Here is a 26,089-nt window from a genome sequence, read left to right on the forward strand (position 1 = left end):
TTTCCTTGTGACTTCCTTCGACGACGACGACGTTTCCGACTCCGCCGCCTACCCGGCGGAGGACGGTTCCCACCACTCCAAGCGCGAAAAGGTGGACCGGCCACGGATTGAGGCGGCCGTCCGCGAGATCCTCCTTGCCATCGGCGAGGACCCGGACCGCGGTGGCCTCGTGGACACCCCGAAAAGGGTTGCGAAGGCGTACGCCGAGGTGTTCGCCGGACTGCATCATGATCCTGCGGACGTCCTGTCCACCACCTTCGACCTTGACCACGAGGAACTGGTCCTGGTCAAGGACATCCCCTTCTACTCCACGTGCGAGCACCACCTGGTGCCGTTCCATGGGGTGGCCCACGTTGGCTACATCCCCTCGCACGACGGAAAGGTGACCGGGCTGAGCAAGCTGGCCCGGCTGGTGGACATCTACGCCCGCCGCCCCCAGGTACAGGAGCGGCTGACTACCGAAATTGTCGAAGCGATGGTGCAGCACCTCAAACCCCGCGGTGCGATCGTCGTCGTTGAATGCGAGCACATGTGCATGTCCATGCGCGGCATCCGCAAGCCCGGAGCGAAGACCGTCACCAGTGCGGTCCGCGGGCAGCTTCATGACCCGGCCACCCGTGCCGAAGCCATGAGCCTCATCCTCGGAAGGTAACCACACACCATGGATTCACTCGCTGCAGCCCCTGGAACGGGGCCCGCTACGTCCCCGCTGCCCATCCTGCGCAAGCCCCGCCCGGCTGCCCGCTTTGAGGACCTCCCCACCGGCCGCACCCTGGTGATGGGCATCCTGAACGTCACCCCGGATTCATTCAGCGACGGCGGCAAGCACGCGACGGCGGACACCGCCATCGCGGCAGGCCTGCGGATGTTCTACGCAGGCGCGGACATCATCGACGTCGGGGGCGAGTCCACCCGGCCCGGCGCCGACGACGTCACCCCGGACGAAGAGCAGCGCCGCGTCCTGCCCGTGATCGAAGCCCTGGTGAAAGCCGGCGCGCTGGTCAGCATCGACACCACGCATGCCTCCACCGCAGCCGCTGCCCTGAAGGCCGGCGCGGCCATCATCAATGACGTCTCCGGGCTGACCATCGAACCGGAGATGGTGGAGCTCGTGGCGGCCTCCAAGGCACCTTATGTCCTCACGCACCGCCGGGGCGACGCCCGGACCATGAACTCGCTCGCCGAATACACGGACGTGGCCGGGGAAGTCGTGGCGGAACTCGCAGGAGTACGGGACAAGCTCTACGCAGCCGGTGTCAGCCGGGAACAGATCATCATCGATCCGGGCCTGGGGTTCGCCAAGAACGACGCCCAGAACTGGGAACTGCTGCAGAACCTGGACCAGCTGGACAGCCTGGGCCACAAGGTCCTGGTGGCTGCCTCCCGCAAGCGCTTCCTCGGCACCCTGCTTACGGTGGCCGGGAAGTCTGCCGCTCCTGACGAGCGGGACAGCGCCACGGCCGCAATCACAGCCATCAGCGCCTACCGCGGGGCCTGGGCCGTCCGCGTGCACGACGTCGGTTCCAGCCTTGACGCGGTCAAGGTGGCTGCGCGCATGGCGGCGGCACCCACAACACAAGCCGTACCCAAAACGCAATAGGGCCGGGGGACCCATGGACAGGATTACGCTGACCGGAGTGACCGCCGTCGGCCACCACGGTGTCTTCGATTTTGAACGCCGGGAGGGCCAGCCCTTTGTTGTGGACGCCGTGCTCTACCTGGACTTCACCGAAGCGGCGCAATCCGACGACGTCCGGGACACCGCCCACTACGGTGAGGTGGCGCAGCGTATTACCGACTGGATCACCGGGGAGCCCCTGAACCTCATTGAGGCCCTCGCGGTGCGGATCGCCGACTGCCTCCTGGCCGAATTCACGCTGCAGGCCGTGGACATCACCGTCCATAAACCGCAGGCGCCCATCGAGGTCCCCTTCGGTGACGTGGCCGTTACGGTCCACCGCGAGCGGGAACCCGCCGCCCCTGCGCTGTCCGGTGCGCAGGCATGAACGGGATCTACACCAAGGCCGTGCTGGCCCTGGGGAGCAACCTTGGTGAACGGAACGAGACCCTGACAGAGGCTGTGGCGGACCTGGTGGATCCGCCCGAAGTACGGCTCCTCGCCGTCTCGCCCATAGTCCAGACCAAGGCCGTGGGCGGCCCTGCCGGCCAGCCGGACTTCCTGAACATGGTCATTACCGTGGAAACCAGCCTCACCCCTGCCGAACTGCTGGAACATTGCCAGGCCGTGGAGAACAAGCACCTCCGTGTCCGCGAGGTCCGCTGGGGGCCGCGGACGCTCGACGTCGACATCATCACCTACGGTGAGCTCCGCAGTGAAGACCCCGCCCTGACCATCCCCCACCCCCGGGCTGCGTCACGTGCTTTCGTCCTCTACCCGTGGTCGCTCATCGAACCCGCCGCCACGCTGAACGGCGAACGGATCAGCTCCTTGGCAGTCCAGGCGGACGATTTCAAGGACCTTGCCCCGTTCGACGGGTTCGGAGACTTTGACGGAATGCCGACGGCCGGAGCGGTGGAGGAGAGATGAAGCCCATCAACCCGCTGCGCCTGCTGCTGATCTGCGTCATCCTTGCCATCGCGGGCTGGTCAGCCACGGTTGTCACCAGCCGGTACAGCATGGCCACGCCTGTCCTGCCTGCCACCGCGCTGGCCACCATGGGCGTCATCGTCATCATCACCCTGATCCTGGGTATCCGGATCCTGAGGTGGCGGAACAGCCACCAGCCCAACAGCAAGACGAAGAGGACGCAGCTGGATCCCCTGCTGGCCGCCCGGACCCTGATCCTGGCGCAGGCGTGCGCCTACGCCGGATCGGTGCTGCTGGGATGGCATGTGGGCATCTTCCTGGACCAGTTGCGGATCTGGAGCCTGCGCAGCGACCAGGGCATCACCTGGCTCGCCCTCGCCATGGCGGGCGGCGGCCTGGTGATGATCGTGGTGGGGCTCGTCGTGGAGCGGTTCTGCAGGATCCCGCCGGAAGACGGCGACACCAACACGGTTGACGGGAAGAAGGGCCGGCCTGCCCGCGGGGAAGCCGCTGGGGAAGGCGAATATGCGTACCGAGGCGATTGACCCGCCGGGTATCAACTGGCAGCGGGTGTCACCGAAATACGTCACCGTCCGCCTGGTGGAATGGGCGTTGGCCAACATCGCCGCCGTACTGGTCCTGTCCGCGCCGCTGGTATTCGTCCTCCTGGGATGGTGGCGGTGGCCGCCGCTGTGGCTGGCCATCACTGTTCCGGCCGCCACCCTGCTGCTTGCCTTATGGCGGCTTGTCCTCATCCCCCGGCAGGTCCGGGCCATCGGCTACGCCGAGCGCGACGAGGACCTCCTGGTCAGGAGCGGCATCTTCTTCCAGCGCACCATGGCCGTCCCGTACGGACGCATGCAGTATGTGGACATCGCCGTGGGACCTGTGGAGCGGAGCATGGGCCTGTGCACCGTCAAGCTCCACACAGCGTCCCCTGGCACCAATGCGCGCATCCCCGGCCTCCCGGCGTCGGAAGGCGCCCGGCTCCGGGAACAACTGGCCGCCCGCGGCGAAGCCAGGCTGGCAGGACTGTGACCACTGACGGCCAGCTGCCCGGCCCGGCGCTGCCGCCTGCCGGTACCGGCCCGGAAGCCACGGGAACGCCCGACGGCGAATGGCTGCGTGTGCATCCCGCCTCACCTTTCGTCCGCGGCTGGGTTGCACTGGCCGCCATCACGTTCTTCTTCGGCCGCGACCTGTTTGAGCGGACACTCCAGGGCCAGCCCGTGTTCGAGGACGGATTCGCCCGCCGTGCACCGTGGCTCCTGGGCGGCGGCGCCGCCGTGCTGGCCGTGGCAGTCCTGGGATTCGTCCTGACCTGGTACTTCACCAAGTACCAGGTCTCCGGCGGCTATGTCCGGGTCAACACCGGCCTCCTCTTCCGCCAGCACCGGCAGGCACGCCTGGACCGGGTCCAGGCAATTGACATCGTGCAGCCCCTGCTGGCCCGCATCTTTGGCCTGGCCGAACTCAAGTTCGAAGTTGCCGACGCCGGTGAATCCGCCGTGCGCCTGGCGTACCTCAGGATCGACGACGCCCGCCAGCTGCGCGCCACCATCCTGGCCCGGGCCTCCGGTGCTGAGGCAAGCTTCGGTGCGGTCCCGGCGGCCGGCATCAACGCCGCGGCGCGTTCAGGTCCCGGCAGCCCATCGGCGGCGTCCTTTGACCCGTCCGCACCTGAGGCGCCCGAAATCCAGGTACTCAGCGTGCCGCCGTCGCGCCTTGTCGGATCGCTGCTATTGAGCGAGCAAAGCTTCTTCATTGTGGTGGGCGGCTTCGCTTCCGTGGTCCTGTCTGCGCTGACGGACAACCGCGCTTTCTACTTCTACCTGGTGCCCGCAGCGCTGGGCCTTGCCGCCAGCTACTGGAACTTCTTCAACAAGGGCTACAACTTCACCGCGGCCGTCTCGCCGGACGGCATCCGGTTGCGCTACGGCCTGCTGGACACCCAGGCGCAGACACTTCCGCCGGGCCGGATCCAGGCTGTGAAGATTGCCCAGCCGCCGCTGTGGCGTCCGTTCGGCTGGTACCGGATGCAGGTGAACGTTGCCGGTTACGGGGCGTCCGGCAACGCCGTCGAAGGCAACACCCGGACCATCCTCCTGCCGGTGGGCAAGTTCGCCGACGTCCTCGCCATGCTCTCGCTGGTCCTGCCGGACCCCGGAACGGAACGCCCTGCGGAGGTGTTCGCGGCGGGGCTTATGGGCAGCGGTTCCGACGGCGGGTTCACCACCACGCCCCGGCGGGCCCGGCTGCTGGCGCCGCTGGCCTGGCGGCGGAACGGGTTTGCCGCCACGGACACGGCACTTCTGATCCGCTCCGGGCGCTGGTGGCGGGACCTTGTGCTGGTGCCCCACCAACGCACGCAGTCACTGGCGATCCATCAGGGGCCCGTGGCGCGCCGGTTCCGGGTGGCCGATCTGGTCCTGCACACGACAGCCGGTCCCGTTGCCCCGCGGCTGACCCAGGCGGGGCTGGACGAGGCCAGGCAACTCTTCGACGAGCAGTCGGCGCGGGCGCGGCTGGCCAGGAAGCGGCAAACCACCGAACAATGGTTGCGGCAGGTCGTTCCGGCAGTGGAACCCGCGGCCGTGCCGGACACACCCGTCCCAGGAGCGCCGCACCCTGGGACACCAGCCAGTGAAGCCCGCACCCATTACCAACAGGAAGGCCAGACGCATGGCTAAGCCCGGACGCCTCGGCGTCGGAATCATCGGCGCCGGCAAGGTGGGCGCCGTGCTCGGCGCGGCCCTGCGCGCCGCCGAGCACGCCGTCGTGGGAGTGTCAGCCGTCTCCGACGCCAGCCGGGACCGGGCCGAGGCACTGCTTCCCGGCGTGCCCATCCTTGAAGTGCAGGACATCGTGGAACGTGCGGAACTGGTGCTGCTGGCGGTGCCCGACGACGCGCTGCCGGACTTGGTGGAGGGGCTGGCGAAGCTAGGCGCCTGGCAGCCGGGGCAGCTCGTGGCACATACCTCGGGCCGGTTCGGCGTGGGCGTGCTGCATCCGGTCCGTGCCGCCGGGGCCGTGCCGCTGGCGCTGCACCCGGCCATGACGTTCACGGGCATGAGCCTGGACCTCACCCGGCTGCTCGACTGCACCTTTGGCGTGACGGCCGATGCCGCCATGCTCCCCATCGCGCAGGCGCTGGTGGTGGAGATGGGGGCGGAGCCTGTGGCCATCGCCGAGGCGGACCGGACGCTCTACCACGCGGCCCTGGCCCATGGTTCCAACCACCTGGTCACCTTGGTGGCACAGGCGTCACAGCTCCTGCGCGAGGTGGGAGTGGAATCACCCGAGCGCATGCTGGGGCCGCTGCTGCGCGCCACCCTGGAAAACGCGCTGGCCTCGGGGGAGTCTGCGCTGACCGGGCCGGTGGCCCGCGGGGACGTGGGCACCGTTCGTGCGCACGCTGAGGCGTTGCGGGAGTTCGACGGCGGCGGGCACGGTGACGTGCTCGAGGCCTACCTTGCAATGGCCCGCGCCACTGCCCTGCGCGCTGAAGGGCGCGGCCTGCTGAAACCCGACCAGCTGAAGGGGCTGCGCGAGGCCCTCGATTCGAAGGAAGACTGAATGCCCATTCAACTCGTCACCACCGTGGCCGGCCTGAAAGCCGAAAGCGCCCGTTTGCTCGGCGCGAAACAGGGTGTTTCCCAGGGGCTTGTGCCCACCATGGGCGCACTCCACGAAGGCCACGCAACGCTGGCGCGAACCGCCGTCGAGCAGAACGATGTGGTGGTGGCCAGCATTTTCGTCAACCCGCTGCAGTTCGGCGATGCCGTTGACCTGGACCGCTACCCGCGGACGCTCGACGCGGACCTCGCCCTGCTCGAGGAGCAGGGCGTTGACCTCGCGTTCGCGCCCTCCGTGGACGAGGTCTATCCCGGTGGTGAACCCCTGGTGCGGATCACTTCCGGCCGCCTCGGGGATAAGTGGGAGGGCGCCTCGCGGCCCGGCCACTTTGACGGCGCACTCACTGTCGTGGCAAAACTGCTGCACTACGGCACACCGGCGGCCGGCCTCCCCGCCGGCCCTGCGGGTTCTGCCGCCGGCAGCCTGCCGGCGTACCGGGCCTACTTCGGGCAAAAGGACGCCCAGCAGCTGGCCCTGGTCCGGCGGATGGTTTCCGACCTGAACTTTCCGGTGGAGATCGTGGGCGTGCCAACGGTGCGCGCAACGGACGGGCTGGCGCTGTCCAGCCGGAACCGCTTCCTGTCCGACGCCGAGCGGGACGCCGCGCTTGTCCTGTCCAGGGCCCTGCGGCTGCTGGAGCAAAGGGCGAACGCCCATGAGCCGCTGGACCTCGACTCCGCGCTGGCGATGGTGGAATCGCAGCCCCTGGTCTCGCTGGACTACTTTGACGTAGTGGACCCGGGCACCCTTGAGCCGCTGGCGGAGAACTGCCGGGAAACGCCCTTCCGCGGCGAGGCCCTGGCGCTCATCGCCGCCAAGGTGGGCCCGGTGCGCCTGATCGACAACGTGCCACTGAGTTCGTAACTGCTGCTCATAGCTGCCACGTCGGCCCGGCGCACGCCCGGGTGCCCCGTTACAGGCCTGAGTGGTCCCGGTTGATCATGAGCTGTTCGAGCAGCGCGCGTTCAGGCCTGCCCGGGTTCCTGGCGACGCAGCGGCGAAGGCGGGCCCGGGCGAGTTCTTCACAGGGATCCTGGCCGCCGAGCAGCTCATCGATGATTTCCTGCGCCTGCCACCGCAGCGACTCGATAGCGAACTGCCTGACCTCTTCGGGCGTATCACTGGACATCCAGGGATCCGGATCCGACGGGACACTTTGGAACATCCGCTCTGCTGACATTGGGGCCTCCTTGCTCCAAACCGGCGGACCCTTGGGCGCGCCTTGCGGTGTTCTAAAGAACTGCGTAGGAGAAACACTACAGCGGGCAAGACCGGTCTGTCTCCCCTGAAGTAGACTCCAAGTCCTATGAGCACAGAGGCGAAGGTCCCGATATCCGATTCCTCTTCCATGGCTCCGGCGGCGGTGGGCAACACCAATTCCGTGGAGCGGATCCTCTCGGTGGCCTACGAGCTGTTTTCGCGCAGGGGAGTCCGGGACGTGGGTGTCAATGAACTCATCGAGCGGTCAGGCGTGGCCAAGGCCACCTTCTACCGGCATTTCCCGTCAAAGGACTCGTTGGTCCTGGCCTTCCTGGAGCAGCGGGACAAACTGTGGACTGTTGAAGCGATCGTGGCCCAGGCCCGGGGCCGGGGACAGACGCCGGTGGAGCGGCTGCTGGCAATCTTCGATGTCCTGGGGGAATGGTTCCGGCGCGATGACTTCGAAGGGAGCACCTTCACCCAGGTCCTGCTGGAGATGGGACCGTCCCACCCCTTGGGGCAGGCCAGTATCAACTACCTGGCAAAGCTCCGGAGCCACGTACAGGCGTTGGCCGAAGAAGCCGGGCTTGTGGACCCGGACGGGTTCGCGCGTTCCTGGCAGATCCTGATGAAGGGTTCCATCATCTCGGCAACCGGCGGTGACCTGGACGCCGGGAAGCGTGCCCAAGAGATGGCTGTCTGGCTGATCGAGCACCACAGGGCATAGCGGCTGGCTCTCCAGGACGGGCTTCAGCACCGACCGTGGCAGCCTACGGCCGGGCCCCTATGACGTCCGGGAACAGGGCGAATGAGGTGGCGAGGAATTCGGCCCAGAGTGGATCATCGGCCGGCAGATCGTCCAGGTCCACGTATCTGGCGTCGTCGGGTTCCCACTGCGGGAGGTCTTCGAGGTGCGCGTCGAGGCACCGGCATTCACGGGGCACGGCCCACTGCGGCCATTGCGGCCAGGTTCCTGGTGGCCAGGGGGTTGGTTCGGCATCCTGTTGTTCGGCGTTGTAGTGCCTGCCTGTTGGTGAGGTCCAGCCGGGCGGATTGTTTTCGGTTGCGGGGTGGGGTGTCCATTGGCTGTGGTGCTTGAGCCGGTGGTGTTTGGGGCAGAGCTGTGCGAGGTTGCTGACGTTGGTGGTGCCGCCGTGTTCCCATGCTTTTAGGTGGTCGGTGTCGTTGTCGGGGGTGCGGTTGGTGCAGCCGGGAAAGGTGCATTTGGCATCCCGCATCCTGATCCAGCGTTTGATGGTTTCGGTGAGCCGGTAACGTGTGCGGCCGATTTCCAGTGCTGCCCCGTTGCGGGGGTCGACGAGGACCCGGTAGAACGAATCCGCCCCGTCGGCAACGAGATTGCGTGCCATGGACGTCGGGATCGGCCCGAAACCATCCAGTATGGCGGCCTCGTCGGTGAGGCCGAGGAGCGAGAACACCGGCACGGTGACCAGGACATCGGCCCGCGGCGCAGGGACCTTCCCGATCTCTGTGGGTTTCCCGGTTTGTGTGGTGTGCCCGGCGCCGAGGAGCAGGGAGGCGGCGATGTCGGGGCGGAGTTGGGTGAGGGTGCGCTGTTCGTCCGGTCCCTGCAGGCCACGGGCGATAGCGGTGGTCCGGTTCCAGATAGCACAGGCGGTGTCCCCGGGCAGGCAGAGGGAGACCCAGGCCATGCCGTCCTTGTCGGGGGTGTATTCCATCCGCCGATCAGCCACACCCTTCACATGGCGCTTCTCGATGGATTCGGGGTGGTGGCGTTCCCGCCAGCTACGGACCTTGGCCCGGAATCGGGACGGGACGAGCTCGCCGGGGGCGGCGCCGCGGGCGGGGTGGGGTGCGTCGGGGTCGAAGAAGTGCGCCACCAGAGACGCCGCGCCCTCGGAGGTGAGGCCTTCGGTTTCGTCGGCAATGATGCGGGCGTGCTGCCAGGACAACACGCCGGCGGCCAGTGCGTCCATGACGGGTGGCAGGGAACAGATCCGCCGCGACTGCTCCACCAAAGCGCCCGCGGCCGCCGAACTGATGGTGAGGACTCCGGCGATCTCCTCCACCACGGACATGCCCGCGTACGTGCGGTCCTGGACGGAGGCGTCCGGCGGGGTCATCGCCTGCTGGAACTCCACTGCCTCAGCGACGTCCCGTGCCTTCACCGCAGCGAGCTTCGCCTCCAGCCGGGCCATAAGCTCCAGTTTTTCCAGCCTGATCCCATACCGTCGCTGCAATACATCTATACCGGCACCAACATCCACACCGGCACCAACATGAGCCCCGGAAGCGAGGAAAGAGTCCTCTTTCTCCAACGCGTGCAGGGCAGCAACAGAGGCGTGGACACCCTCCAAAGCCACCCCAGCACCACCGCCGATTCCCATACCGACATCATCCATGACCCACTGACATTTACGCCGGGAACCCTGGCCACCAAGGCCTACCCCAGCCAAAGGCGCCTCAGTCCAAAAAGCAGTGCGCCGCCGTCGTGCGCGTTCCCGCTGCGCGAATTACTTCCCGCGCCCCTAATACCCCCAGCGAAAAGGAATCTGCGCAGCGCAGATTCCTTTTCGCGCGCAGCAGCCGACTCGGGTACGGGGAGTCGATACAGATAGTCAGCTTGCTTATTACTTTTGTCTTTCCTAGGCTGGAATGCGTCAGGCAATCAACTCTCGAGCGGGACCCGGCGCGCCCAAAGGCCGGCCGGCCCACTCCAGCGAGGAGGAACAATGTCAGAGCACAGCATCGCAGGCAAGAAGGTCGCATTCCTGCTGACTGACGGAGTGGAGCAGGTAGAGCTCACCAGTCCCTGGCAGGCAGTGAAGGACGCCGGCGGCGAGCCCACCCTGGTGGCGCCGAAGAACGGCAAGCTGCAGGGCTACAACGGCACGGAGAAGGGCGACACGTTCGACGTTGACCTGACTGTCGCGGAAGCGAACGCCTCGGACTTCGACGCGCTGGTACTCCCGGGTGGCGTGGTGAACGCCGACCACCTTCGCGTCGACAAGGACGCCCAGAGCTTCACGCGGAGCTTCTTCGAGCAGCACAAGCCCGTGGCATCGATCTGCCATGGACCGTGGCTGCTCATCGAGGCCGGAGTCATCCGGGGCAGGAATGTCACGTCCTACTTCACGCTCGAAACCGACCTGAAGAACGCGGGCGCCAACTGGACGGACCAGGAAGTGGTGGTTGACCAGGGCCTGGTGACCAGCCGGAACCCTGATGACCTCCCGGCGTTCAACAACAAGCTGGTGGAAGAAATCTCCGAAGGCCAGCACGCAGGGCAGACCGCCTAAAGCAAATCCCTAATGTTCCCTCAGGGGTAAAAAGAACCCATGCGGAGGAATTACTCCAGCGGGTAGAGTGTTGGAATCTGCAGCGGCGCCGACCGCGCACCACTCTTAAAACACCCCTGAGGGAACACCCATGTCTACCGAAGTCTCTCCGAACGCCAGCGGACAGCCCGCCCCTGACCAAGGACTCGGCGAAGGAGTCCGCCAAGGAACCCTGCCCGCCGCCCCGGAGAAGATGTCCCGGGAGTCCGTGACCATCATCAGCACGCTGCTGGTGGCGACGTTCGTGGTGATCCTCAACGAGACCATCATGAATGTTGCCCTGCAGCGGCTCATGGTGGACCTCCGGGTGGACGCGCCCACCGTCCAGTGGCTGTCCACAGGATTTATGCTCACCATGGCCGTGGTCATTCCCACCACCGGCTTCATCCTCCAGCGCCTCTCCACGCGGGCCGTCTTCATGCTGGCCATGGGCCTGTTCGCGGGCGGAACAACACTGGCCGCGGTGGCCCCCGGATTCGAGGTCCTGCTCCTGGCACGGATCGTCCAGGCCGGTGGTACCGCCATCATGCTGCCGCTGCTGATGACCACCATCCTCACCCTGGTCCCGCTTGCCAAACGTGGCGCCGTCATGGGCAACGTGAGCATTGCCATCTCGGTGGCACCGGCCATGGGCCCCACCGTCTCCGGGCTGATCCTTGAGCATTTCACCTGGCGCTTCATGTTCGTCTTCGTCCTGCCCGTGGCCCTCGCCGCGCTGGCCATCGGCGCCAAGTACCTTACCAACGTGGGTGAGGTGGAGAAGGGCAAGCTCGACGTCTTGTCCGTTGTCCTCACCGTCCCGGCTTTCGGCGGCCTGGTCTACGGGCTCAGTCAGATCGGCGGTGGCCACGGCGGCCAGGCGGGACCGGGTGCCGGTGCCATTGCGGCCCTTGTCATCGGCGTCGCAGCGCTCACGGAATTCGTACTGCGCCAGGTCCGGCTCCAGAAGGCCGCCGCGCCGCTGCTGGATCTTCGCGCGTTCAACTTCCGGATGTTCACCGTCTCGGTCCTGCTGATGGTGGTGGCCATGATGGCGCTGTTCGGCGGCGTCATCCTGCTCCCGCTCTACCTGCAGGAAGTCCGCGGCCTGGGGTCGCTCGAGACCGGCCTTGCGCTGCTTCCCGGCGGCCTGGCCATGGGACTCCTGGGCCCCGTCATCGGCCGCGCGTTCGACAAGGTAGGCCCGCTGCCACTCACCGTCACCGGCTCCATCCTGATGGTGGTTGCCCTTTGGCAATTTTCAATGCTCGACGCCGGCACAGCGGTTTGGTGGATCATCACCCTGCACGTGACGCTGAGTTTCGGCCTGGCGCTGCTGTTCACCCCGGCCTTCACCACAGGCCTGAACCCGCTGCCGCCGCACCTTTACTCCCACGGCTCCGCGATCATGAGCACCACGCAGCAGGTGGCCGGCGCGGCGGGCACGGCGCTGCTGGTATCCATCTTCGCTGTGGTGAGCGCGGCGTCGGGACTCGTCGCTGGGATGAGCGCCGCCTTCATGACGGCAACCGTCATAGCCTTTGCCGCCGTCGTACTGTCCGCGATGATGCGCAAGACGGAAGGTGCCGGCCCGGGCCACGGCGCAGGACATTAGTCGGCGCAGAACACTGGCCCGCGCAGGACGTTAGTCCAAGCGGCGCCGGCAGTACTCAGCCGGCGAAGAAGTCGCTCAGTTCCTTGATCAGCTTGTCCGGGGCCTTGATGGCGCCGTCGTGGCCGAAGCCGGGCAGGATGGTGTAGCTGGAGCCGGAGAGCACGTCGTGGATCTGGCCGCAGGCGATGCCGAAATAGGCCGGGCTCTTTTCGCCCACCACGATCAGCGTCTCCAGGGGCAGTGCCTGGAACGGCTCGGCCGGCATGTCCGCGGCAATGATGGCCTTGATTTCGCGGACGCCGGTGCGCATCAGCTCGCGCTGCTGCTTTCCTTCCGTGGTGCCCGCGGTCAGTTTGTTGGCGAGGGTCAGCATGGAGAGCGGCATGCGCGAGGAGAAGGAGCCGCCCGCTTCCAGGCCGCGCTGGATGACGGCCAGGGCGCGGTCATGGTCGCCGGCGGCGATGGCGCGCTCGTACTCGGCAATCCAGTTGGCGGTGACGCTGCCGTTCACGGAGACTGCGGGATCGTAGACGGCGAGCCGTTCCACGGGCAGGGTCCGCGCGGCGTGCAGGGCGACTGCTCCGCCGAAGCTGTGTCCAAAGACGTCGGTGCTGGAGGTGTGCTTCATGACCGTGTCCAGGTCCCGGATATCCACGTCCAGCGTGTAGTCCTCGGGCTGCGGCGACGATGAGCCGCGGCCGCGCCGGTTGAACGTGTGGACCGGCCGGCCCAGGGCGGCGCTCAACTTCTGGGCGAACTTCGTGTAGTCCGCGGCCGTCACCATGGAGGGCGGCACCACCACCACGCCGGACCCGGCCGACGCCAGTTCCGCGCCGGTGGAGAAGAGCTCAATCGTGCCGCCGTCGGGGGTCCTGATGTTCTCTCGCGTCATGCTCCGAGCCTAGCCGAGCAAGTGGTTGCAGGCATCCCGGAGACCGCCGGCTCAGGCCAGCCGGTCTATGAGGGACCGGCTCGCCGCGCGGATGGCCGGCAGCTCCCGGCCCAGCCCGCAGAGGATCAGGCCGGCGTCGGCCGCCTGCAGGGGCGATTCCGGACCAACCGCCCCGTCCGCCCGGAGGTAGATCAGGGATTCGACCAGGCGGAAGGTGAGGTCGCCGCCGTCCGGTCCTGCCGCGGTGGCTGACAGGCCGCCGCCCAGCTCTCCGTACAGGTGCCGGAGCTCCTGCCGGTCGTTCAGGAACCGGGCAAAGCGCGTGCTCCGCACCTCCGGCAGGTGGTACAGGACGCCAAGGTTCCACCGGGCATTGCACAGCTGGGTGCCGTCATAAACGGCGACGGCGTGCAGCCGGCTCCCAGCCGGGCCTTCGGCTTCCAGGGGTCCGGCAGGGAGCGCCGCCACTGCGCGCGCGAACGTCAGGCCGCCGGACACCGTCCCCTCCAGCAGGTCCTCGAGGATGTCGTCCTTGGTTTTGAAGTGGTGGTAGAGGGACGACTGCCGGATTCCCACGGCGTCCGCAATGGACCGGGTGGAGGTGCTGGCGAAGCCTTGCGTGGTGAAGAGCTCTGCCGCGGCGTCGAGTATTTCCTCGCGGGCGGTGGCACCTGGCCGGGAGGGTTGCTGGTGGCGGGGGCGTCCCGGTCCGGCTGAAGTCACTGCTTCATTCTTGCACCACCAGGCGCTGTGCCGGGCAGGGCTGAAAGGCCGGATGGAGCTGGTGAGGGGACGGAAATCTGGCCGAAACAAGATGTCTATCCGCCTTTTACAGAGGCGAAACTGTTTGGGGACATCCCGCTGGAAAACTATCAACTGACCGGTAATCAGCAGCCTTCGGCCGAGCGCTGCGGTGCCGGGAGGCTTTGCCCCCAGATTCCTTTCCAGCCCCGGAGATTCCCGATGACATCAACCGTCCTCCCCACCGTCCACCAGGACGATGCAGACCTGACGTCCCTTGGCTACCAGCCCACCCTGCACCGAAAGCTCGGCCGCTACGCTTCCTTTGCCGCCGGTTTTTCCTTCGTCTCCATCCTCACCACCATCTTCCAGCTCTTCGCCTTCGGCTACTCTTTTGCCGGTCCTGCGTTCTTCTGGACCTGGCCGGTTGTCCTGGTGGGCCAGCTGCTGGTGGCGCTGAATTTCGCCGAACTCGCCGCCCGCTACCCGCTGTCCGGCGCCGTCTACCAGTGGGCACGGCGCGTCGGGGGAGAAGGCGTCGGCTGGTTCGCAGGCTGGTTCATGGCCATCGCGCAGGTGGTCACCGCAGCCGCTGCCGCCATCGCCCTGCAGGTGGTCCTGCCCCAGCTCTGGGACGGCTTCCAGGTGGTGGGCGGAGACCCGGGGCTCAACACCGTGAGCGGGGCTTCGAACGCCGTGGTCCTCGGCGCGGTCCTCCTGGTGGCCACCACCATCATCAACTCCCTTGGCGTAAAGCTCATGGCCCACGTGAACTCCGTTGGCGTCACCTGCGAGATCGTCGGCGTCGCGGCAGTGATCCTGGCCCTCATCAGCGCTGCCCAGCGCGGACCGGACGTGGTCGCTGACACCACCGTGCTGCAGGGGTCCGGCCTGGGCGCCGTGGGAGCCTTCCTGGTCTCAGGCCTCATGGCCGCCTACGTCATGGTGGGCTTCAACTCCGCCGGCGAGCTCTCAGAAGAAACCAAGGACCCCCGCCGCACCGCACCGCGGACCATCCTCTCCGCCCTCCTCATCTCCGGCGTCGGCGGCGCACTGATGATCATCACCGCGCTGATGGCGGCACCAAGCCTGGACGATGGCCGCCTCGCCACCGAAGGCCTGCCCTACGTGCTCACCGCCGTCCTGGGCACCTTCTGGGGCAAGGTCCTGCTGGTGGACGTGGCCATCGCCATCTTCGTCTGCACCCTGGCAATCCAGACTGCAGGTTCCCGCCTGGTGTTCTCCATGGCCCGCGACGGCAAGCTCCCGGCGTCGCGCCTCCTCTCCTCCGTCCACCCCACCCGCGGCACTCCCATGTGGCCCTCCATCGTGATCGGTGCCCTGGCCGTCGCGGTGCTGGCCATCAACGTGGGCAACGCAGCCCTGTTCACCACCCTCTGCAGCGTCTGCATCGTGATGGTCTACCTCGCTTACCTCCTGGTCACCGTTCCGCAGCTGGTCAACCGCCTCCGCGGCGACTGGGACCGGGTGGGACAGACCATGCCCGCGGGCCTCTTCTCACTGGGCCGCTGGGGCCTTCCGGTCAACATCCTCGCCGTGCTCTACGGCGCAGTCATGGTGGTCAACCTCGCCTGGCCGCGGCCCGAGGTGTACGACCCCTCCGGCGAAAACGGGCTCCTCCTCTGGTCCGCACCGCTGATGGTCACGGCCGTCCTGCTCCTGGGCCTCTGGGTCCGGCGCCGGAATGCGGCAACCAGGGCCTGACGGGCCGCCCCAGCTTTCCCAAGAACTTCCACGACATCCAGGACTGACATGACACAGACCATTGAAACGCCAACAACCGGTACCGCCACCACCGCCGGTGCCCGCACACACGCCAGGGAACAGCACGGCAAGACCGTGGACACCATGCGCTTCGTCCCGGCAGCCTCCGCGCCGCACCAACTGCTGGCAGGAATGCCCGACGGCGCGACCCCCAGTTGGGCAGAGTCCCTCGCCTTTGGCCGCTACACCACCATGGCGCTGGCCCGGGGCACCCGGATCCGGATCACGGACACTGCCGGAGATGCGTGCGTCCATACCCTGCTCTACCGGACCGGCGCCCTGCACGAACGCCTTAACATTGCCGATACCGTCAAGGTCCCGTGGCAGGCCTACCCCGCCACCGGCCACCCGCTGCTGTCCGACGCAGGCCGCCTGATGGCCACCATCGTGGCGGACACCTCCAGCCGGCACGATGCCCTCACCGGGGCCACCACCCTGGCAGGCAACACTGCCAAGTACGGCGCCGGGACCGTCCACAGCGCCTCACCGGCCGCCCGCGAACTGCTCACCCTGGGCGCCCTCAAGAACGGCCTGGGCGCCCGGGACGTGGCGCCGTCGCTCTCGCTCTTCAAGGGCATCACCGTTGACCCGGCCGGAAGCATCACCTTCACCGGCAGTGCCGGGCCGGGCGCCGCCGTCGAACTTCTCCTCCAGATGGACGCCGTGGTGGTGCTCGCCAACACCGCCCACCCGCTGGATCCCCGCATCAACTTCACCGGAACCGCCGTGGACATCACCGCCTGGCACGCACCGCAGGACCTCGCCGGGCTCGAAGCGGGACGCCTCACCGGACCGCTCAGCCCGGAACACCTGCAGGCCCTCCGCAACACCGAACACGACCTCACCGCAAGGAACGCCCGATGAACACCGCTATTGACGCCAAAACCCCTGCGGACACCAAGCCCAACCCGGACGCCGCGGAAACCGCACTCGCTGCCGGCACCGTGATCCTGGATGAATTCGTCGAAGCCCGCGGACCCTGGTCCGCCGTGGTGGCCGCCGGTGACGTCCTCACCATCGTGGACCTGGAAGGCAACCAGGCCGTGGACTGCCTCCTGTACGCAGCGGCCGACCCCACCGTCCGCTACTCGGCTCCGGCAACCATTGCCGCGCAGCGGTCGATCGTCCTCACCACCGGTTCCGTCCTGAGGGCGGATACCGGCGCACCCCTGATGACCGTCATAGCGGACGAAGTTGGCGTGCACGACACCATCGGCGGTGCCTGCTCACAGGAATCCAACACCCTCCGGTACGGCCAGCACACCCGCGAACAGCACGCCTGCGTGGAGAACTTCCTGATCGAGGGCTCCCGCTGGGGCCTCGGCAAACGCGACCTCGTCTCCAACATCAACTGGTTCATGAACGTCCCGGTGGACCCGGACGGCGCCCTGGGCATCGTGGACGGCCTGTCCGCCCCCGGCAAACGCGTGGCGCTGCGCGCGGAGCTGGACACCCTGGTGCTGGTCTCCAACTGCCCGCAGGTCAACAACCCCTGCAACGGCTTCAACCCCACCCCCGTCCGCATGATCGTCACCCGGCCGGAGGCTGCACTGTGAACAACACCCTGAACACATTCGACACCCTGCTGGTTGCCAACCGCGGCGAAATCGCCTGCCGGATCATTGAATCCGCGAAGAAGCTGGGACTGCGCACCGTGGCCGTCTTCTCCGAGGCGGACCGCGGCGCCAAACATGTCCGGCTCGCCGACGAAGCCGTGCTCCTGGGGCCCGCCCCGGCCAAGGAGTCCTACCTCCGCGTTGAGGCGATCCTGGACGCCGCCAAGGCAACCGGCGCCGGCGCCATCCACCCCGGCTACGGCTTCCTGTCGGAGGACGCAGCCTTCGCCGAAGCGGTGGAAGCCGCAGGCCTGGTCTTTGTTGGCCCCACGCCGGAGCAGCTGCGCATCTTCGGCACCAAGCACACCGCGCGGGACGCCGCTCGGGCCGCCGGGGTGCCGATGATCGCCGGTTCCGGACTGCTTGAGGACGTGGCAGCCGCCGTGGAGGCCGGCAGGACGATCGGGTTCCCGCTCATGCTCAAGGCCACCGGCGGTGGCGGCGGCATCGGCATGACGGTCTGCCGGTCCGAGGCGGAACTGTCGGAGAGCTTCCCGCGCGTGGCCCGCTTGGCCGGCGCCAGCTTCGGAACCGCCGGGGTCTTCGCCGAACGGTACGTGGAGAACGCCCGGCACATCGAAGTCCAGGTCTTTGGCGACGGTGACGGCCGGGTCGTGAGCCTGGGCGACCGCGACTGCTCGCTGCAGCGCCGCCACCAGAAGGTCCTGGAGGAAGCTCCGGCACCGGACCTGCCCGACGAACTCCGTGCGGAACTGCACCGCACCTCCCGCGCGCTCTGCGCCTCCCTTAACTACCGCTCCGCAGGCACCGTCGAGTTCGTCTATGACCCTGCCCGCCAGGAAGCCTCGTTCCTGGAAGTCAACGCCCGCCTCCAGGTGGAGCACCCCGTCACCGAAGCCGTCACTGGCGTGGACCTGGTGGAATGGATGCTCCATCTGGCGCAGGGTGGAAACGCAGCGCAAGCGGTGCTGGAAAACGTGCCGGACGCGCTGCCCGTCACCGGCCACGCCGTGGAAGCCCGCCTCTACGCCGAGGACCCGGCCCGCGGGTTCCAGCCCAGCGCCGGAACCGTCACCAACGCCGCCTACCCTGCGGCGGGAGCAGCGCGGGTGGACGCCTGGGTGGAAACCGGCACGGAAGTCTCCACCAACTACGATCCCCTCCTGGGCAAGATCATCACTTCCGGCGCCAACCGCACGGAGGCCCTTGACCGGCTTTCCTCCGCCCTGGAAAGCACCCGGATTGACGGTATCGAGACCAACTTAGGGCTGCTCCGGGCCGTCAGCGGAATGGACGTGGTCCGCAGCGTGCAGCACTCCACCAGCACCCTGGACCCGGTGGGGGATCCGGAACCCCGGATCACCGTGAACCGCCCCGGCCTGCAGACCAGCGTGCAGGACTGGCCCGGCCGCACTGGCCTCTGGCAGATCGGTGTCCCGCCCAGCGGCCCCATGGATGACCTGTCCTTCCGGCTGGGCAACACCGCCCTGGGAAACCCGGAGGGCGCGCCGGGCCTGGAGTTCACCATGACCGGCCCCAGCCTGACCTTCACGCACGCCACCACCGTCTGCGTCACCGGGGCGGACGTCACGGTGACGGTTGACGGGGCGGAGGTGCCGGCCTGGACCCCGGTCACGGTGCCTGCAGGTGGAACGCTCGACGCCGGCACGGCCACCGGGAACGGCCTGCGCGGCTACATCCTGTTCCAGGGCGGCCTGGACATCCCGCAGTACCTGGGCAGTGCGTCCACCTTCACCCTGGGCCAGTTCGGCGGCCACGCCGGGCGGGTCCTGCGCGCCGGCGACGTGCTCCGCGCGGTGAAGTCCGCCGTCGAACAGGCCCCCGTCCAACAGGCCACCGGCACCGCGGTCCCGCTGGACAGCCGCCCCACCCTCACCTCCACCTGGGAACTGGCCGTGGCCGAAGGCCCGCACGGCGCCCCCGAGTTCTTCCAGCGCGACGACATCGAAGAACTGTATGCCGCGGAGTACGAAGTGCACTTCAACTCCGCCCGCACCGGCGTCCGCCTCATTGGCCCCAAGCCCCGTTGGGCCCGGACCGACGGCGGCGAGGCAGGGCTGCACCCGTCCAACATCCACGACACCGCCTACTCCGTGGGCGCCCTGGACTTTACCGGCGACACCCCCATTCTGCTCGGCCCCGACGGGCCCAGCCTGGGCGGCTTCGTCTGCCCCGTCACGGTGGTGACCGCCGAGCGCTGGAAGCTCGGCCAGCTCCGGCCCGGAGACAAGGTCCGGTTCGTGCCCATCAAAGCCGGCCGGGCGCCGTCGGCCAAGGACCTGGGACCGGGCCGCCAGCTCGTCCTCCCGGGCGACACCGACTGGTCGGCGAACCCGTCCACGGCAGCTCAGGCCGGAGGCCGCGCCGTCCCCGGACCCATCCGCGGGGATGGCGACGACGGCGTGCTGGGCCGGGTGCCGGAAGGTTCCGGCCGGCCCGCGGTCACCTACCGCCGGTCAGGAGACGACAACCTGCTGGTCGAATACGGCGAGATGGTCCTGGACCTTGGCCTGCGCGCCCGGGTCCATGCCCTGCACCAGCACCTTGAGGCGCTCCGCGTGCCCGGCATCGTGGACCTCACCCCGGGTATCCGCTCCCTGCAGATCAAGGTGGACCCGTCCGTCCTGTCCACCACGCGGCTGCTGGACCTGGTCCGGGAGGTCGAGGCCGCCCTGCCGGCGAGCTCCGAACTGGTGGTTCCCAGCCGTACGGTCCGGCTGCCGCTGTCCTGGGATGATCCCGCTACCCGCGAGGCTATAGAGCGGTATATGGCAGGCGTCCGGGACGACGCTCCGTGGTGCCCCTGGAACATCGAGTTCATCCGCCGCATCAATGGCCTGGATTCGGTCAACGACGTTTTCGATACTGTCTTCAACGCCGAGTACCTGGTCCTTGGCCTCGGGGACGTGTACCTTGGCGCGCCGGTGGCCACTCCGCTGGACCCGCGGCACCGCCTGGTCACCACCAAATACAACCCGGCCCGCACCTGGACCCCGGAAAACGCAGTTGGCATCGGCGGAGCGTACATGTGCATTTACGGCATGGAAGGCCCCGGCGGCTACCAGTTCGTGGGCCGCACCACCCAGGTCTGGTCGCGCTACGCGGACTCCGCCCCGTTCGAGCCCGGATCCCCGTGGCTCCTCCGCTTCTTTGACCGGATCTCCTGGTACCCCGTCAGCCCGGAGGAACTCCTGGACCTGCGCGCCGACATGGCAGCCGGAAGGGGACGCGGCGTCGAGATCGAGGAGGGCACCTTCTCCCTGGCCGGGCACGAGCAGTTCCTGGCCGAAAACCGGGAGTCGATCGAGCTGTTCCGGGAAAAGCAGGGTGCGGCCTTCGCGGTGGAACGCCAGGCGTGGGCCGACGCCGGCGAGTTCGACCGCGCGGAGGCGCTGGCCGCCGTCGTGGCCCCTTCAACGGACGAGGTGGAGGTTCCGGAGGGCGGTGCGCTGGTCTCCGCACCCTTCGCCGCCAGCGTCTGGAAAGTGGACGTTGCGGCCGGGGACCACGTGGTCAAAGGCCAGCCGCTGGTGTCCCTGGAGGCCATGAAGATGGAAACCGTCCTCGAAGCGCCCTGCGACGGCGTGGTGCTCCGCGTCCTGCCCGCCGCGGGTTCACAGGTGGTGGCAGGCGAGGCAGTGGTGGTCCTAGGCGCCACCACCGAACCCACAGGGCTGGAAGAGCTGGAATTGGAAGAGGCAGCGGTATGAGCACCACAATCACCGGCAACGCCACCCGGCGCGTGAAGGCAGCGCTCGCCGCCATTGAAGCAGCGGACCGGCCCGAAATCTGGATCACGCTGCGCGGCGGGGACGATCTCCTGGCCGAGGCAGCATCAATCGACGCCGCAGTGACCGCCGGCGCGGACCTCCCCCTCGCCGGGCTCCTGCTCGGCGTGAAGAACAACGTGGACGTGGCAGGCATCCCCACCACGGCAGCGTGCCCCGGCTTTGCGTACAACCCGGACAAGGACGCCGAAGCCGTGGCCCGCCTCCGCTCCGCGGGTGCGCTGGTCCTGGGCGCCACCAACCTGGACCAGTTCGCCACGGGACTGGTCGGCACCCGGAGCCCGTTCGGCGCCGTCCGCGACTCGCGCCGCCCGGACCACATCTCCGGTGGGTCCAGTTCCGGGTCCGCGGTGGCCGTGGCACTGGGACTGGTGGACATCGCCATCGGTACTGACACGGCCGGCTCAGGCCGCGTCCCTGCCGGGCTGCAGGGCATTGTTGGAATCAAGGCCACGCTGGACGTCGTTTCCACGGCCGGAGTGGTTCCCGCCTGCCGGTCCTGGGACGCCGTCACCATCTTTGCCCGGGACCTGTCCACCGCTGAACTTGCCATGGGCGTCATGGCCGGCAACTCCCGCGCCTGGCCCACGGACGTCAGGCTGGCTGCACCATCACGGCCCCGCGTCGCGTATCCGGCCACCCTGCCGGCCCTTCCGCCGGCATGGGCTGCCGAGTTTGGCCGGCAGGTCGCCCGTCTCACCGCCTCCGGTGTGGAAACAGCCGGCATCGAATTCGACGACTTCCTCCAGGCGGCACGGCTGCTGTACGACGGCGGGCTGGTGGCCGAACGCCACGCCGCCGTGGGCAGCTTCCTCGAGGAGTACGACGCCGGCGCGGACCACGCGGGGATCGATTCCACGGTGGGGCGCATCATCCGGGCGGCCGGGACAGTGCTGGCGCATCAGTACGTTGCCGATACCGCCCGGCTGCAGGAACTGAAATCCAGGGCCATGGCCCGGCTGGAGGGCTTCGACGCCCTGCTCATCCCCACGGCGCCGTTCCACCCGACGCTTGCCGAAGTGGCAGCGGATCCGGTGGGCGTGAACTCCCTGATGGGCACCTATACCAACTTCTGCAACCTGTTTGACCTCTGCGCCGTGGCAGTCCCTGCCGGGGAGGTGGACGGCGCCCAGTTCGGGCTCACAGTGGTGGGCCGGACCTTCGATGACGCCGTGGCCGCTGACATCGCCCGCCGCATCGAAGCCACCCCCGCCCCGCCGGCACTGTTTGCCGCCGCGGGGGTGCCGGGCGGTGCAGGACCGGAGGCAACCGCAGGAGCCGGCCATCCGTCGTCGTCCGTTCCCTGGCCAGTGGCCGCCGGCGCCGGCGCCGTGGCCGTGCCGTTGGTGGTGGTGGGCGCGCACCGGAAGGGGCAGCCGCTGGCGCAGGAGCTGGAGGAGCGCGGCGCGTTCTGGGACGGCCCCGTCCGGACTGCTGCACGCTACCGGATGGTGTCGCTGGATACAGTGCCGCCCAAGCCGGGCGTCTACCGGTCCGACGACGGCGCTGGACTGGTGGGGGAGCGGTGGCTGTTGTCCCCGGCCGCCCTGGGGACGTTCCTGGCGTCCCTCCCCGAACCCATGCTGCTCGGTTCCATTCAGCTCGCGGACGGGTCAACTGCTGTCGGGTTCGCCTGCGACGCCGTTGCCGCTGAACGCGGGGAGGACATCACCGCCTGGGGCGACTGGCTGGCCGACCGCAGTGTTGCACCGACGCCGCGGACGGTATGGCGGGATCTCGGCGAGGCTGCGCTCGCCGGGTTCAGCCGCGGCGAACGGGGATAGCCTCAGGAGCGTCCGGGCGGGGGTTCCCGTCCGGACCTTCATCCTTGAAGTACGCCGAGATGTCCTTCACCAGTTCCTTCACGGCCGCTGGAATGGAGCCGTGGAAGCACTTGGGGGACAGCTGGTAGGTGCTCCCCGGCACTGCTGCGTGGAGCCGTTCCGCCGTCACCCTGTAATAGCTGGGACTCTTTCCGCCTGCCATGAAGTGGGTTCCGGCGGGCAGCACGCTGAAGTCCCTGGCGTGGTCCTTTTCGTCGTAAGCCGCCCTCAGCTCTCCCACGCCGCTGGGCATGACCTGCTGGAACATCCTGTTGACCTTGGTCCGCGACAACACCGCCATCAGGCCGGCCAGGACCGGTTCCGGAATCCTGGCCATGGCCGAGCCCGGGCTGGTGGCCTTCTTCATGTGCGCCAGCGCGTGACCCACCCTGCCGTTGTTCACGGCGTCCTCGAATCCGTCCAGCCACGCGGTGTCGATGCTGCCGTCGATGTTCACCGCCGCGTCGTACACGGCGAGCTTGTCAGGGACGAACCCGGTCCCGGTGAACTCCTGGACGGCGTTCAGGGCCACCGATCCACCCAGGCTGTGGCCCAGGATATTCCGGGCGCCGGTGGCTTTAAGCACAGTCCGGACATCCTCGATTTCGGTGGCCATGGAGTAGTCCGCGGGCTGTCCGGACGAGTTGCCCCGGCCCCGCCGGTCGTAAACGTCAACAGCCCAGCCGTCGCCCAGGCCGTTCGCCAGAGCAATGGAGAACGGCCGGTAAATCAGGGCCGTGAGGAACGCGCCACCGATCAGCAGTACCCGCTTTTCGCCGGGCGCATCCCCGGCGCCGTAGCTGTACAAAGCCAGCCTGCCGCCGTCGTGCGTTGGAAGTTCCCGTTCTTTCACCCGCCCATCCTAGGGCGCAAGCCTGCGCAGGAGCTGAAAGTCGGGGCAGCCAATGCCCGGTAAACTTGATGATTGTGACTTCCCAAAACACCCCCGCGCCCAAGAATGCCCAAGAGCCCATCGACGCCAGCGAGCAGATGCGGATCCGCATGGAAAAGCGCGCCAAACTTCTTGAGCGCGGCACGGAGGCGTACCCCGTGGGAGTGGAACGCACGCACTCCCTCGCCGAAATCCGGGAAAAGTACGCCCACCTCGAGGCGGACGACACCACCGGCGACATCGTGGGCGTCACCGGCCGGGTGGTCTTTGTCCGCAACACCGGAAAGCTCTGCTTCGCCACCCTGCAGGAAGGCGGCACCGACGGCAAGGGAACGCGCCTGCAGGCCATGCTGAGCCTGGCCAACGTGGGCGAGGAAGCGCTTGCCGACTGGAAGGCCCTGGTTGACCTGGGCGACCACGTCTTCATCAAGGGCGAGGTCATCTCGTCCCGCCGCGGCGAACTGTCCATCATGGCCGAGTCCTGGTCCATGGCCTCCAAGGCACTGCGCCCGCTGCCCGTCCTGCACGCGGAACTGAACGAGGAAACCCGCGTCCGCCAGCGCTACGTTGACCTGATGGTCCGGGACGAGGCCCGCGAGATGGTCTACACCCGAGCCGCCATCACCCGCTCCATCCGCGAAACGCTGTTCCGGCACCGCTACGTGGAAGTGGAAACGCCCATCCTGAACCTGGTCCACGGCGGCGCCCTGGCGCGTCCGTTCGAGACCCACATGAACGCCTTCGACCAGAAGATGACCCTCCGCATCGCCACCGAGCTGTACCTCAAGCGCGCCGTGGTGGGCGGGATCGACCGCGTCTACGACATGGGCCGCGTGTTCCGCAACGAGGGCGTCGACTCCACGCACAGCCCGGAATTCACCACCCTTGAGTGCTACGAGGCCTGGGCGGACCAGTTCGTCATGGCCGAGCGGATCAAGGAAATCATCCTCGACGCCGCGGACGCCGTGGGTGCCGGACGCGTCCTGCAGACCGAGGCGGGGGAGATCAACCTCGACGGCGAGTGGACCTGGCTGGCCGTCTACCCCGGACTTTCCGACGCCGTTGGGCAGGAGATCACGCCGGACACTTCCGCTGAGGTGCTTCGGGAAATCGCAGCCAAGCACGAAGTCAAGGTTGACCCCAAGTGGGACGCCGAGAAGCTGGCAGTGGAGCTCTTCGGTGAAATCGTGGAGCCCACCCTCCTGAACCCCACCTTCGTCTACGACTACCCGCCGTCCGCGCAGCCGCTGGCCCGCCCGCACCGCGAGGACGGCCGGCTGATCGAGGCCTGGGACCTGATCATCGGCGGCATGGAGCGCGGCACCGCCTTCTCTGAACTGATCGACCCCGTCATCCAGCGCGAACGGCTCACCGAACAGTCCCTGCACGCGGCTGCCGGCGACGTCGAGGCCATGCAGCTTGACGAGGACTTCCTGCGTGCCCTGGAATATGGCGCTCCTCCCATGGGCGGCATTGGCCTGGGCATCGACCGGCTGGTGATGCTCTTCACCGGAGCCGGCATCCGCGAAACCATCCTGTTCCCCCTGCTGAAGCCCGAAGGGCACTGATCATGGAATACGTTGCAGTGATTCTTCCCTCCCTCGTGGTGGGCCTGCTTTTCTGGTTCGCCATGAAGGCGATCTTTAACGCCGACAAGGCCGAGCGGCAGGCGGAAGCCCGCGCCCAGGCCGAAGCGGGCGGCCTCCCGGTTCAGCCTACGGACCGTCCGGGTTCGGAATCCAAATAGATAAACCCCCTACTTTCCGGTTTTATCCCCAAGGAACCATTAGGCGCTTTGACGCGTTGCCAAGATAAGAGTCATACTTTTTTTGGGAAACATCCTGCTTTTCTGAAAACCGAACTTTCCAGCAAGAGGAAGACCTTTAATGGCACAGAAAGTAAACATCATCCTCGTTGATGATTTGGATGGGGGATCCGCAGACGAGAATGTGAAGTTTGGCCTCGACGGGGCCAGCTACGAGATTGACCTGTCGGCAGCCAATGCCGCTGAACTCCGGTCTTCATTGGAGAGGTTCATCAACGCTGCACGCAAGGCTTCCGGTGGAAGCCGGGGGCAGCGGACCAAGGCGCCAACAGGGGGCCGCAGCCACGATTCGGCGCAAATCCGGCAATGGGCGCGGGATAACGGGTACACCGTTAACAGCCGCGGCCGAATTCAGGCCGAAATCCAGGAAGCCTACCAGAAGGCAAATTCCTAGCGCCGCCTTTAGCTCCACCGAAACCCCGCTTACCGCCGACAGGCGGGGCGGGG

General features: G+C 67.5%; 25 protein-coding genes. 20 read left to right on the forward strand and 5 right to left on the reverse strand.

What is annotated here, in order from left to right; all coding sequences use genetic code 11:
* Positions 1-7: 7 nt before the first annotated feature.
* From folE to VIK36_RS01320, 9 genes are read left to right on the forward strand one after another with little or no spacing between them, the layout of a single operon-like run.
* A complete protein-coding gene (folE, locus tag VIK36_RS01280) occupies positions 8-652 on the forward strand; it encodes a GTP cyclohydrolase I FolE (RefSeq protein ID WP_324643792.1) in 645 nt (214 codons plus the stop codon).
* Positions 653-661: 9 nt separating this feature from the next.
* Positions 662-1,600 carry a dihydropteroate synthase gene (gene folP / locus VIK36_RS01285; RefSeq protein WP_255174036.1) on the forward strand — a complete coding sequence of 313 codons (939 nt, stop codon included), beginning with the start codon at positions 662-664 and terminating at the stop codon, positions 1,598-1,600.
* A gap of 13 nt (positions 1,601-1,613) precedes the next feature.
* Complete coding sequence (gene folB, locus VIK36_RS01290; protein WP_324643793.1) at positions 1,614-2,006, forward strand: dihydroneopterin aldolase; 393 nt, start codon at positions 1,614-1,616, stop codon at positions 2,004-2,006.
* Complete coding sequence (gene folK, locus VIK36_RS01295; protein WP_324643794.1) at positions 2,003-2,548, forward strand: 2-amino-4-hydroxy-6-hydroxymethyldihydropteridine diphosphokinase; 546 nt, start codon at positions 2,003-2,005, stop codon at positions 2,546-2,548. Before folB ends, folK begins: the two co-directional genes overlap by 4 nt.
* The gene (locus VIK36_RS01300; RefSeq protein WP_324643795.1) at positions 2,545-3,093 is read left to right on the forward strand and encodes a DUF3180 domain-containing protein; all 549 of its coding nucleotides are present in this window, start codon (positions 2,545-2,547) and stop codon (positions 3,091-3,093) included. Before folK ends, VIK36_RS01300 begins: the two co-directional genes overlap by 4 nt.
* On the forward strand, positions 3,074-3,586 hold the full coding sequence (locus VIK36_RS01305; RefSeq protein WP_255174040.1) for a PH domain-containing protein: 513 nt from the start codon (positions 3,074-3,076) through the stop codon (positions 3,584-3,586). The genes VIK36_RS01300 and VIK36_RS01305 overlap by 20 nt, the downstream gene beginning before the upstream one ends.
* A complete protein-coding gene (locus VIK36_RS01310; RefSeq protein ID WP_324643796.1) occupies positions 3,583-5,238 on the forward strand; it encodes a PH domain-containing protein in 1,656 nt (551 codons plus the stop codon). The genes VIK36_RS01305 and VIK36_RS01310 overlap by 4 nt, the downstream gene beginning before the upstream one ends.
* A complete protein-coding gene (locus tag VIK36_RS01315; RefSeq protein WP_255174042.1) occupies positions 5,231-6,124 on the forward strand; it encodes a Rossmann-like and DUF2520 domain-containing protein in 894 nt (297 codons plus the stop codon). The genes VIK36_RS01310 and VIK36_RS01315 overlap by 8 nt, the downstream gene beginning before the upstream one ends.
* Complete coding sequence (locus VIK36_RS01320; protein ID WP_324643797.1) at positions 6,125-7,048, forward strand: pantoate--beta-alanine ligase; 924 nt, start codon at positions 6,125-6,127, stop codon at positions 7,046-7,048.
* A gap of 49 nt (positions 7,049-7,097) precedes the next feature.
* Here VIK36_RS01320 and VIK36_RS01325 read toward each other — a convergent pair whose 3' ends face one another.
* Complete coding sequence (locus VIK36_RS01325) at positions 7,098-7,364, reverse strand: hypothetical protein (RefSeq protein ID WP_255174044.1); 267 nt, start codon at positions 7,362-7,364, stop codon at positions 7,098-7,100.
* Positions 7,365-7,532: 168 nt separating this feature from the next.
* On the opposite strand from VIK36_RS01325, the gene VIK36_RS01330 reads away from it, so the two are divergent.
* On the forward strand, positions 7,533-8,111 hold the full coding sequence (locus tag VIK36_RS01330; RefSeq protein WP_420716281.1) for a TetR/AcrR family transcriptional regulator: 579 nt from the start codon (positions 7,533-7,535) through the stop codon (positions 8,109-8,111).
* A gap of 43 nt (positions 8,112-8,154) precedes the next feature.
* Here VIK36_RS01330 and VIK36_RS01335 read toward each other — a convergent pair whose 3' ends face one another.
* A complete protein-coding gene (locus tag VIK36_RS01335) occupies positions 8,155-9,768 on the reverse strand; it encodes an HNH endonuclease signature motif containing protein (protein ID WP_324643799.1) in 1,614 nt (537 codons plus the stop codon).
* A gap of 330 nt (positions 9,769-10,098) precedes the next feature.
* On the opposite strand from VIK36_RS01335, the gene VIK36_RS01340 reads away from it, so the two are divergent.
* Complete coding sequence (locus tag VIK36_RS01340; RefSeq protein ID WP_324643800.1) at positions 10,099-10,665, forward strand: type 1 glutamine amidotransferase domain-containing protein; 567 nt, start codon at positions 10,099-10,101, stop codon at positions 10,663-10,665.
* Positions 10,666-10,795: 130 nt separating this feature from the next.
* On the forward strand, positions 10,796-12,298 hold the full coding sequence (locus tag VIK36_RS01345; protein WP_324643801.1) for an MDR family MFS transporter: 1,503 nt from the start codon (positions 10,796-10,798) through the stop codon (positions 12,296-12,298).
* A gap of 55 nt (positions 12,299-12,353) precedes the next feature.
* Here the strand turns inward: VIK36_RS01345 and VIK36_RS01350 are convergent, their stop codons facing one another.
* Together VIK36_RS01350 and VIK36_RS01355 are read right to left on the reverse strand one after the other, a co-directional pair.
* Positions 12,354-13,190 carry an alpha/beta hydrolase gene (locus tag VIK36_RS01350; protein WP_324643802.1) on the reverse strand — a complete coding sequence of 279 codons (837 nt, stop codon included), beginning with the start codon at positions 13,188-13,190 and terminating at the stop codon, positions 12,354-12,356.
* A 51-nt stretch (positions 13,191-13,241) separates the two neighbouring features.
* Positions 13,242-13,913: a TetR/AcrR family transcriptional regulator gene (locus VIK36_RS01355; RefSeq protein WP_324643803.1), complete on the reverse strand. Its 672-nt coding sequence runs from the start codon at positions 13,911-13,913 to the stop codon at positions 13,242-13,244.
* A 240-nt stretch (positions 13,914-14,153) separates the two neighbouring features.
* Here VIK36_RS01355 and VIK36_RS01360 point away from each other — a divergent pair, with 240 nt between their 5' ends.
* From VIK36_RS01360 to atzF, 5 genes are read left to right on the forward strand one after another with little or no spacing between them, the layout of a single operon-like run.
* The gene (locus VIK36_RS01360) at positions 14,154-15,656 is read left to right on the forward strand and encodes an amino acid permease (RefSeq protein WP_324643804.1); all 1,503 of its coding nucleotides are present in this window, start codon (positions 14,154-14,156) and stop codon (positions 15,654-15,656) included.
* 48 nt (positions 15,657-15,704) lie between these two features.
* Positions 15,705-16,580 carry an urea amidolyase associated protein UAAP1 gene (locus tag VIK36_RS01365; protein ID WP_324643805.1) on the forward strand — a complete coding sequence of 292 codons (876 nt, stop codon included), beginning with the start codon at positions 15,705-15,707 and terminating at the stop codon, positions 16,578-16,580.
* Entirely contained in the window at positions 16,577-17,272 is a 696-nt protein-coding gene (locus VIK36_RS01370; RefSeq protein WP_324643806.1) for an urea amidolyase associated protein UAAP2, read from the forward strand. The genes VIK36_RS01365 and VIK36_RS01370 overlap by 4 nt, the downstream gene beginning before the upstream one ends.
* 8 nt (positions 17,273-17,280) lie before the next feature.
* The gene (gene uca, locus VIK36_RS01375) at positions 17,281-21,024 is read left to right on the forward strand and encodes an urea carboxylase (protein WP_324645346.1); all 3,744 of its coding nucleotides are present in this window, start codon (positions 17,281-17,283) and stop codon (positions 21,022-21,024) included.
* Complete coding sequence (gene atzF, locus VIK36_RS01380) at positions 21,021-22,886, forward strand: allophanate hydrolase (RefSeq protein WP_324643807.1); 1,866 nt, start codon at positions 21,021-21,023, stop codon at positions 22,884-22,886. Before uca ends, atzF begins: the two co-directional genes overlap by 4 nt.
* Here the strand turns inward: atzF and VIK36_RS01385 are convergent.
* Complete coding sequence (locus VIK36_RS01385) at positions 22,864-23,778, reverse strand: alpha/beta hydrolase (RefSeq protein ID WP_324643808.1); 915 nt, start codon at positions 23,776-23,778, stop codon at positions 22,864-22,866. The genes atzF and VIK36_RS01385 overlap by 23 nt on opposite strands.
* 68 nt (positions 23,779-23,846) lie before the next feature.
* Here VIK36_RS01385 and lysS point away from each other — a divergent pair, with 68 nt between their 5' ends.
* From lysS to VIK36_RS01400, 3 genes are all read left to right on the forward strand, one after another.
* A complete protein-coding gene (gene lysS, locus VIK36_RS01390) occupies positions 23,847-25,385 on the forward strand; it encodes a lysine--tRNA ligase (protein WP_159634312.1) in 1,539 nt (512 codons plus the stop codon).
* Positions 25,386-25,387: 2 nt separating this feature from the next.
* Entirely contained in the window at positions 25,388-25,564 is a 177-nt protein-coding gene (locus VIK36_RS01395; protein WP_324643809.1) for a hypothetical protein, read from the forward strand.
* A 139-nt stretch (positions 25,565-25,703) separates the two neighbouring features.
* A complete protein-coding gene (locus tag VIK36_RS01400; protein ID WP_324643810.1) occupies positions 25,704-26,036 on the forward strand; it encodes an Lsr2 family protein in 333 nt (110 codons plus the stop codon).
* Positions 26,037-26,089 lie beyond the last annotated feature (53 nt).

Source organism: Pseudarthrobacter sp. LT1, assembly GCF_035621795.1.
Taxonomy (GTDB): Bacteria; Actinomycetota; Actinomycetes; order Actinomycetales; family Micrococcaceae; genus Arthrobacter.